Annotated in this window: 8 protein-coding genes; 1 reads left to right on the forward strand and 7 read right to left on the reverse strand. The window is 64.4% G+C overall.

Annotated features, from left to right (window positions below; genetic code table 11):
• Positions 1 to 50 precede the first annotated feature (50 nt).
• From XI04_RS19670 to cyoA, 7 genes are read right to left on the reverse strand one after another with little or no spacing between them, the layout of a single operon-like run.
• Complete coding sequence (locus XI04_RS19670; protein WP_271608739.1) at positions 51 to 584, reverse strand: response regulator transcription factor; 534 nt, start codon at positions 582 to 584, stop codon at positions 51 to 53.
• The gene (locus tag XI04_RS19675) at positions 574 to 1,977 is read right to left on the reverse strand and encodes an ATP-binding protein (RefSeq protein WP_271611339.1); all 1,404 of its coding nucleotides are present in this window, start codon (positions 1,975 to 1,977) and stop codon (positions 574 to 576) included. Before XI04_RS19675 ends, XI04_RS19670 begins: the two co-directional genes overlap by 11 nt.
• Positions 1,949 to 2,800: an SURF1 family protein gene (locus tag XI04_RS19680; RefSeq protein WP_271608741.1), complete on the reverse strand. Its 852-nt coding sequence runs from the start codon at positions 2,798 to 2,800 to the stop codon at positions 1,949 to 1,951. Before XI04_RS19680 ends, XI04_RS19675 begins: the two co-directional genes overlap by 29 nt.
• Positions 2,797 to 3,177: a cytochrome o ubiquinol oxidase subunit IV gene (gene cyoD / locus XI04_RS19685; RefSeq protein ID WP_028141837.1), complete on the reverse strand. Its 381-nt coding sequence runs from the start codon at positions 3,175 to 3,177 to the stop codon at positions 2,797 to 2,799. Before cyoD ends, XI04_RS19680 begins: the two co-directional genes overlap by 4 nt.
• Positions 3,174 to 3,803 (reverse strand): cytochrome o ubiquinol oxidase subunit III, encoded by a 630-nt coding sequence (gene cyoC, locus XI04_RS19690; protein ID WP_271608742.1) that lies wholly within the window; start codon positions 3,801 to 3,803, stop codon positions 3,174 to 3,176. The genes cyoD and cyoC overlap by 4 nt, the downstream gene beginning before the upstream one ends.
• Complete coding sequence (gene cyoB, locus XI04_RS19695) at positions 3,804 to 5,801, reverse strand: cytochrome o ubiquinol oxidase subunit I (RefSeq protein ID WP_271608743.1); 1,998 nt, start codon at positions 5,799 to 5,801, stop codon at positions 3,804 to 3,806.
• A gap of 12 nt (positions 5,802 to 5,813) precedes the next feature.
• The gene (gene cyoA, locus XI04_RS19700) at positions 5,814 to 6,974 is read right to left on the reverse strand and encodes a ubiquinol oxidase subunit II (RefSeq protein WP_212429563.1); all 1,161 of its coding nucleotides are present in this window, start codon (positions 6,972 to 6,974) and stop codon (positions 5,814 to 5,816) included.
• A 180-nt stretch (positions 6,975 to 7,154) separates the two neighbouring features.
• On the opposite strand from cyoA, the gene XI04_RS19705 reads away from it, so the two are divergent.
• Positions 7,155 to 8,483, forward strand: coding sequence for an MFS transporter (locus XI04_RS19705; RefSeq protein ID WP_271608744.1), 1,329 nt, complete (start codon positions 7,155 to 7,157; stop codon positions 8,481 to 8,483).
• Positions 8,484 to 8,584: the final 101 nt, after the last annotated feature.

The following is an 8,584-nucleotide window of genomic DNA, read 5'->3' on the forward strand; positions in this document are numbered from 1 at the left end:
CTCGTGCTCCGCACGCCCCGGAATGACGGCGGTGAGACCTTGGTGAAGGCCTACTTCACCGGCCGCTTCTCGAGCTTGCGCGCCAGCGTGCGCCGGTGCATGCCGAGCCTTCGCGCCGCTTCCGAGATGTTGAAATTCGTCTCGATCAGGGTCTGGTGGATGCGCTCCCATTCCAGCGTCTTGATCGAGGTCGGCCGTGCATCGAGCGCGACCTCGGCGTTGCCTTCGGCCTTGTTGAAGGCGGCTTCGATGTCGTCAGTGTTCGAGGGCTTTGCGAGATAGTGGCAGGCGCCCAGCTTGATCGCCTCGACGGCGGTCGAAATGCTGGCAAAGCCTGTGAGCACCACGATCAGCATGTCAGGATCATGCGTGTGCAGGAGCTCGACGCAGGCGAGGCCCGAGGCGCCGCCGAGCTTGAGGTCGACAACGGCGTGGCCGAAGGAGCGCTCCTCCAGCACGTTCCGCACGTCCTCGATCGAGGCGGCGAGCACGACATCATAGCCGCGGCGCTCGAACGAGCGCTTCAGCGTGCGCGCAAAGCCGGCATCGTCCTCGACGACGATGAGCGAACGGTCAGGCGTCAAAATTCCCTCCGATCGCCAACGTTGCGAGCGGCAGCGTGAGGCGGACCGTGGCGCCGCGCTTCCTGTGGTTCTCGGCGGTCACGCTGCCTCCGAGCTTGCGCACGACGTTCACCACCAGGAACAGCCCGAGCCCGCCGCCAGCGCGGCCCTTGCTCGAGTGATACGGCTTTCCGAGCTGCGCCAGCATCTCTGGCGCAAAGCCCGGGCCGCGATCGCTGATCGACAGCGCGAGATTGTCGCCCTCGCGCTCGGCGACGAGCTCGACCCATTCCCGCGAGACCTCGTAGGCGTTGTCGAGCACGTTGAAGATGACCTGCTTCAACGCGATGTCGGAGACGATGGCGACGTCCGCGCCGAACGTATTGACGAAGTAGAGCGTCCGCGCCGAGCGCGCGTCGCGCCATTCGTCGACCAGGGCGGTGACGAAGGCCGTCACCGTCGTCGGCGATGAGCCTTCGCCGCGTGCTTCGCCCGCCGAGACCAGGATCCCCGTCACGATCGACTTGCAGCGTTGCAGCGAGGTCTCCATCTCCGCGAGGTCCTCGGCGAGCTCCTGATCGGCGGCAAGATCGGGCATGCGGCGCCAATCGCTGAGGATCACCGAGAGCGAGGCGAGCGGCGTGCCGAGCTCATGGGCCGCGCCGGAGGCGAGCAGGCCCATGCGGACGATGTGATCCTGCTCGGCGGCATGCTGGCGCAAGGCTGCCAGATGCGCGTCGCGCTCCCTCAGGTTTCGATTGATGCGCGTGACGAACACGACCAGCAGCACGGCGTTGAGCACGAAGCCCAGCAGCATGCCGGCGACCGTGAGCGTGTAGGTCTCGCTCAATGGGTTGGGCGGCAGGTCCAGCGGGCGGTATGCCAGCGTCAGCCAGACAAAACTCGCGCAGGTCAGCGCGACCAGCGACCAGGTTGAGCGGGCATCGAGCAGCACCGCGCCGAGCGTCACCTGGAGCAGGAACAGCGAGGTGAAGGGATTGGTGGCGCCGCCGGAGAGGTAGAGCTGCGCGGTCAGCGCGGCGACGTCCAGCATCAAGGCGACCAGCAGCTCGTTGTTGGTGACCGCGGCGCGATGGCGCACCCAGACCAGACTGGAAACGTTGAGCAGCACCAGCGCGCCGATCACCGCGCCCATCCGCTCCAGCGGCAGGGGAATGCCGAGCCCAAAATGCACGCCGCCGATGGTCACGATCTGGCCGACCACCGCGGTCCAGCGCAGCTGGATCAACAGCGCCATGTTCTTGCGGTTGGTCTCGTCGTCGGTCGGAGTCGTGCCGATCAGCTCGCTGCGCGCGTCGGCCTGCGATTGCAGCGTGACGGCCAGCCCGTCATGCGCAAATGGTTGGGAAAGCGTCTTCCCGTCGTCAGGCCTGTTCGACGATCGTTCCAGCATCTGATCCCGTCCTGCGGGCGACGGCATCGGAGCCGCCGGCCGGTTCGTGGACGAAGCGTTTGCGGCGGAACAGCCCGCCGCCGAATGTGACGAAGAGTTTACCCGCCAGCATGAAAGCCAGGGCGAACCACGTCAGCGCGTAGATCAGGTGGTTATTGGGAAAGCTGACCACGGTCAATCCGCCGATCGGCCCGCTGCCGGATTGTGATCCGGCATCGGCATCGACGAAGAACGGCGCGACATCGTGCAGACCGCGGGCCGTCGCAATCGCGGCGACATCGCGCGAATACCAGCGGTTGTGCTGGGGCACGTTGTTCCGGAGGAATCCGCCTTTCGGCTCTGTGATGCGGAGCAGGCCGGTGATCTCGACCTGGCCGTCCGGATTGCCGTCCCGGCGCGTCGATGCGTCGCGCCGCTCGGACGGCACGAAGCCGCGGTTGACCAGGACCTGTGTGCCGTCGTTGCGCTGGAGCGGTGTCAGCACCCAATAGCCCGGGCCTTCCTCGGTGACCGCCTGGACCAGCGTCTCGCGGTCATGCAGGAAGCGGCCGGTGACGCTGACATGCCTGTATTCGTCATTTGCCGTGGAAACCGCAGGCCATGAATCGGGCGAGGGGACCGGCTGGGCCGGGGCATGGACGCGCTGCTCGACGCGGTCGATCAGCGCCAGCTTCCAGGCGCGGCGCTCGATCTGCCAGACGCCAAGTGCGATCAGAAGAACAAAGGCCGTCAGCGAGAGGACCGTGAGCCACAGGGACGGGGACCGCGCAGCCTCGCTGCGCGCTCCGTTCGCCCGGCTTGTCTCGGTCCCTGACTCGCTCACTTCATTCCGCTCATCTGGTGCATCGGCATCATGTTGCTGTTGAGGTGGCTCATCACCCACAGCGAACCCGACAGCGCGATCACCACCATCACGATGGTGAAGATCAACGCCATCATGCTCCAGCCGTTCTCGGACGTCGTGTTCATGTGCAGGAAGTAGATCATGTGCACGACGATCTGCACGACTGCGAAGGCCATGATCACGAGCGCGGTGATCTGCTTGCTCGGCAGTGCGCCGCTCATCACCAGCCAGAACGGGATCGCGGTCAGCACGACCGAGAGCACGAAACCGAGCATATAGGTCGAGAACGAGCCGTGGGCGTGGCCGCCTTCGTGGTGATGATCGCCCGCATGGGCGGCATGGGTATCGGTGTTCATCGCAGAACTCCCAGGAGATAGACGAAGGTGAAGACGCCGATCCAGACCACGTCGAGGAAGTGCCAGAACATCGAGAGGCACATCAGACGGCGGCGGTTGGCTTCGATCAGGCCGAACTTCTGGACCTGCACCATCAGCGTCACCAGCCAGATCAGGCCGCAGGAAACGTGCAGGCCGTGGGTGCCGACCAGGGTGAAGAACGCCGAAAGGAAAGCGCTGCGCTGGGGCGTGGCGCCTTCATGGATCATGTGAGCGAACTCGGTGAGTTCGATGCCGATGAAGGCGAGGCCGAACAAGCCGGTGATCGCCAGCCAGACCTGCGTCTGTGCGACCCGGTTCTGCTGCATCGTCAGCATGGCAAAACCATACGTGATCGATGACAGCAGCAGCATCGAGGTGTTCACCGCGACCAGGTTCAGGTCGAACAGGTCCTTCGGCGCGGGACCTGCGGCGTAGTTGCCGCCGAGCACGCCGAAGGTGGCGAACAGGATCGCGAAGATGAGACAGTCGCTCATCAGATAGATCCAGAAGCCGAGCGAGGTGCTCCAGCCTTCCGGATGCGGATGCTCGTCGACGAGATAGAAGACCGGCTCGCCGGTTTGGGAGGGATTGACAGCGACAGTCATTTACTTGGCTCCGGCGAGCAGTTTGGTGCGCGCGTCCTCGGTCCGGATGACGTCTTCAGCCGGAATGTCGAAGTCGCGGTGATAGTTGAAGGTGTGGCCTATGCCGACGACGAGCAGCGCGGCGAAGCTCACGGCGGCCAACCACCAGATGTACCAGATCAAGCCGAATCCCATCGCGGTGGCGAGGCCGGCGAGGATGATGCCGGTGCCGGTGCTGCTGGGCATGTGGATCGGCTTGAACCCGGTGAGCGGACGCTGGTAGCCGCGCTTCTTCATGTCCCACCACGCGTCATTGTCGTGAACGACGGGGGTGAAGGCGAAGTTGTAGTCGGGAGGGGGCGAGGAGGTCGCCCATTCCAGCGTGCGCGCGTCCCAGGGATCGCCGGTGACGTCCTTGAGCTGCTCGCGCCTGAGGAAGCTGACCGCGAACTGCATCAGCATGCTGAGGATACCGAGGAGGACGAGGAAGGCCCCGATCGCGGCGATGACGAACCAGATCTGCAAGGACGGATCGTCGAACACGCGCAGGCGACGGGTCACGCCCATCAGGCCGAGCACGTAGAGCGGCATGAAGGCGAGGTAGAACCCGGTGACCCAGAACCAGAACGACATCTTGCCCCAGAAAGGATCGAGCTTGAAGCCGAACGCTTTCGGGAACCAGTAGGAGATGCCGGCGAAGGCGCCGAACACCACGCCGCCGATGATCACGTTGTGGAAGTGTGCGATCAGGAACAGGCTGTTGTGCAGGACGAAGTCGGCCGGCGGCACCGCCAGCAGCACGCCGGTCATGCCGCCGATCACGAAGGTCAGCATGAAGGCGATCGTCCACATCATAGGCAGCTCGTAGCGGATACGGCCGCGATACATCGTGAACAGCCAGTTGAACATCTTCGCGCCCGTCGGGATCGAGATGATCATCGTGGTGATGCCGAAGAAAGAGTTGACGCTGGCGCCCGAGCCCATCGTGAAGAAGTGGTGCAGCCAGACCAGGTACGACAGGATGGTGATGACGACCGTGGCGTAGACCATCGAGGTGTAGCCGAACAGCCGCTTGCCGGAGAAGGTCGAGGTCACCTCCGAGAAGATGCCGAACGCCGGGAGAACCAGGATGTAGACCTCGGGATGGCCCCAGATCCAGATCAGGTTCACGTACATCATCGGGCTGCCGCCGAAATCGTTCGTGAAGAAGTTGGTGCCGACGTAGCGGTCGAGCGAGAGCAGCGCGAGCACGACGGTCAGGACGGGGAAGGAGGCGACGATCAGGACGTTGGTGCAGAGCGAGGTCCAGGTGAAGACCGGCATCTTCATCATGGTCATGCCGGGACAGCGCAGCTTGACGATGGTGCAGATCAGGTTGATGCCTGACAACGTCGTGCCGACGCCCGCGACCTGCAGCGCCCAGATGTAATAGTCGACGCCGACATCGGGACTGTAGCCGATGTTCGACAGTGGTGGATAAGCCAGCCAGCCGGTGCGGGCGAATTCGCCGATGAACAGCGAAGCCATCACCAGCACTGCGCCGCCGACCGTCATCCAGAAGCTGAAATTGTTCAGGAACGGGAACGACACGTCGCGCGCGCCGATCTGGAGCGGCACGACGTAGTTCATCAGGCCGGTCACCAGCGGCATCGCCACGAAGAAGATCATGATCACCCCGTGGGCGGTGAAGACCTGATCGTAGTGATGGGCGTTGAGATAGCCTTCGGAGCCGCCAAAGGCGAGCATCTGCTGGCCGCGCATCATCAGCGCATCGGCGAAGCCCCGCAGCAGCATCACGATGCCGAGGATCATGTACATGATGCCGATGCGCTTGTGGTCGACGGTGGTGAACCATTCGCGCCAGAGATAACCCCAGAGGCGGAAATAGGTGAGACCGCCGAGCAGTGCGGCGCCGCCGAGCGCGACCACCGCGAAGGTGCCGACGACGATCGGCTCGTGCAGCGGTAGCGATTCGAAGCCGAGCCGGCCGAAGATGAGCTTGAGAAGATCAGGAGACATGCGGGGATCTCTTTAGGAGTCTGACTTCGGACGCAGTCCGAGGAAGAAGGACGAGGACTTGAGCGGCGCGAAGCTCGGCCGCTTCAGGCCGGCGCCGAGCAACGGCGCCGTGTCGACGGGAGCCGTGATGGACGCCGTGGTCTTGCCCTGCGGCGCATCGGGCGTGCAGGTGCCGGCCACGAAAGTCGGCTCCGGCCCAAGCGGGGTGCCGCGGCGGGCGTACTTGTCGTAAGTGAGCGGCAGGGTGTTGTTCAGGCCCTGATGACCGTTGCCGCCCTTGGCGTCGATCGCCATCATCTCGCTCTGGCACATCTTGCCGGTCTCGACGCACATGTTGAGGATCAGACGGTAGAGATCGGAGTCGATCGTGCCGTAGCGGCGCACTGGCTCGTTCTGGCTGGGCTTTTCAAGCTGGAGATATTCGGCGCGGCCGAGCGAGCCGCCGGCGGATTTGGCGCTGGCGATCCAGGCGTCAAAACCCTTGTCGTCGAGTCCCCTAAAGTTGAAGTGCATGCCGGAGAAGCCGGCGCCGCTGTAGTTCGCCGAGAAGCCCTTATACGTGCCGGCGTGGTTGACGACGGCGTGGAGCTTCGTCTCCATGCCCGGCATCGCGTAGATCTGGCCGGCGAGCGCGGGGATGTAGAACGAGTTCATCACCGAGGACGCGGTGATGCGGAATTTGATCGGACGGTCGACCGGAGCTGCGAGCTCGTTGACGGTGGCGATGCCGTAGTCGGGGTAGATAAAGAGCCACTTCCAATCGAGCGCGACGACGTCGACCTCGAGCGGAGCCCTGGACTGGTCCACGGCGCGGTCGGCATGGATGCGGCCGAGCGTGCGATAGGGGTCGAGCAGATGCGTGCCCATCCAGGTCAGCGCGCCCAGGCAGACGATGATCAGCAGCGGTGCGGACCAGATCACCAACTCGAGCTTGGTCGAGTGGTCCCATTCCGGCTCGTAGCGAGCGGCCGTGTTGGACTGGCGATAGCGCCAGGCGAACAGCACCGTCAGCGCCATCACGGGGACGACGATCAGGAGCATCAGGATGGTGGAGATGATGACGAGGTCGCGCTGCTGGGCAGCGATATCGCCGGCTGGCGCCAGCACGACGTAGTCGCAGCCGCTGAGCGCAGCAGCCAGAGGTAGTAGCGCCAGGATCTTGAGACGAGACACGGGCCGAGCCTTTGAGAATGAGTTTCTTTTGTGGGGCCAACGGGTAGCTGCGGCGCAACAATCCGGACATTGGACAATTTGTCCAATGTTGCAGTGCGGAATGTTGGGCCAGAGAAGGCCAGATTGCCCGGCGCCCGCCGGGCGGTCGGCTTTGGTTTTCAGGACGTTAAGGGCGCACGAATGGCGACGGCACAGACCCCCGCAATGGCAGACCTCCACACGGGCGAGCACGGCCACGACCAGGCCAGTCCCGGCGAGATCGCCATCGGCGTCATCATCGGCCGCACCTCGGAATTCTTCGACTTCTTCGTCTTCGCGATCGCCTCGGTGATCGTGTTCCCGCGCCTGGTGTTCCCGTTCGCGAGCGAACTGACCGGCACGCTCTATTCTTTCATGATCTTCGCGCTGGCCTTCATGGCCCGGCCGATCGGCACCGTCATTTTCATGACGGTTGACCGTGCCTACGGCAAGACCGCCAAGCTGATCTCGGCGCTGTTCCTGCTCGGCACCGCCACGGTCGCGCTGGCGTTCCTGCCCGGCTATCACGACATCGGCGTTGCCGCGATCTGGCTGCTGGCACTGGCGCGCATCGCGCAGGGTCTGGCCTGGGGCGGCGCCTGGGATGGCATGGCTTCGCTGCTGGCGCTGAACGCGCCGCCCTCCAAGCGCGGCTGGTACGCGATGGTGCCGCAGCTCGGCGCTCCGCTCGGGCTGATCGTGGCGAGCGCGCTGTTCGCCTATTTCGCCGGCAACCTCTCGGCCGACGATTTCTTCGACTGGGGCTGGCGCTATCCGTTCTTCGTCGCGTTTGCCATCAACGTCGTGGCGCTGTTCGCGCGCCTGCGCATGGTGACGACGGAGGAATATGCCTCGCTGTTCGAGACCCGCGAATTGCAGCCCGCGCGCATCGCCGACACCGTCGCAAGCGAAGGTCAGAACATCATGTTGGGGGCGTTCGCGCCGCTGGCGAGCTTCGCGCTGTTCCACATGGTCACGGTGTTTCCGCTGTCCTGGGTGTTCCTGTTCACCCGCGAAAGCCCGGTGCGCTTCCTGATCATCGAGATCGTCGCCGCCGTGTTCGGTGTCGGTGCGATCGTGCTGTCCGGCGTCATCGCCGACCGCGTCGGCCGCAAGTCGCTGCTGATGGGATCGGCGATCGCGATCGCGATCTACAGCGGTTTTGCCCCGCAGCTGCTCGATGCCGGCGCGTTCGGCGAGACCATCTACATGGTGATCGGCTTCATCCTGCTCGGCCTGTCCTTCGGCCAGTCCTCCGGCGCGATCGCCTCGAACTTCAAGCAGGCGTACCGCTACACGGCGTCCGCGCTGACCTCGGACTTGGCCTGGCTGTTCGGTGCCGGCTTCGCGCCGCTGGTCGCATTGCTGCTTGCCACCAATCTCGGTGTCATCGCCTCGGGTGCGTATCTGCTGTCCGGTGCGTTCTGGACCCTGCTTGCGCTCTGGCTCAGCGGCCAGCGCGAGGCGGGCGACATGGACGCGGGGCGCTGAGGCTCAAGCGGTCGCCACACAACAGCTGTCGTAGGGTGGGCAAAGGCGCGCAAGCGCCGTGCCCACCATCTCTCTCGATCGCAAAAGATGCGTGGGCACGC

This window comes from Bradyrhizobium sp. CCBAU 11430, from assembly GCF_028128855.1.
Classification (GTDB): domain Bacteria; phylum Pseudomonadota; class Alphaproteobacteria; order Rhizobiales; family Xanthobacteraceae; genus Bradyrhizobium; species Bradyrhizobium ottawaense.

Coding starts and splice junctions, on each gene's coding strand:
- XI04_RS19705 (WP_271608744.1), top strand. CDS start 7,155: ATGGCGACGGCACAGACCCCCGCAATGGCAGACCTCCACACGGGCGAG.
- XI04_RS19675 (WP_271611339.1), bottom strand. CDS start 1,977: ATGCTGGAACGATCGTCGAACAGGCCTGACGACGGGAAGACGCTTTCC.
- cyoB (WP_271608743.1), bottom strand. CDS start 5,801: ATGTCTCCTGATCTTCTCAAGCTCATCTTCGGCCGGCTCGGCTTCGAA.
- cyoD (WP_028141837.1), bottom strand. CDS start 3,177: ATGAACACCGATACCCATGCCGCCCATGCGGGCGATCATCACCACGAA.
- cyoC (WP_271608742.1), bottom strand. CDS start 3,803: ATGACTGTCGCTGTCAATCCCTCCCAAACCGGCGAGCCGGTCTTCTAT.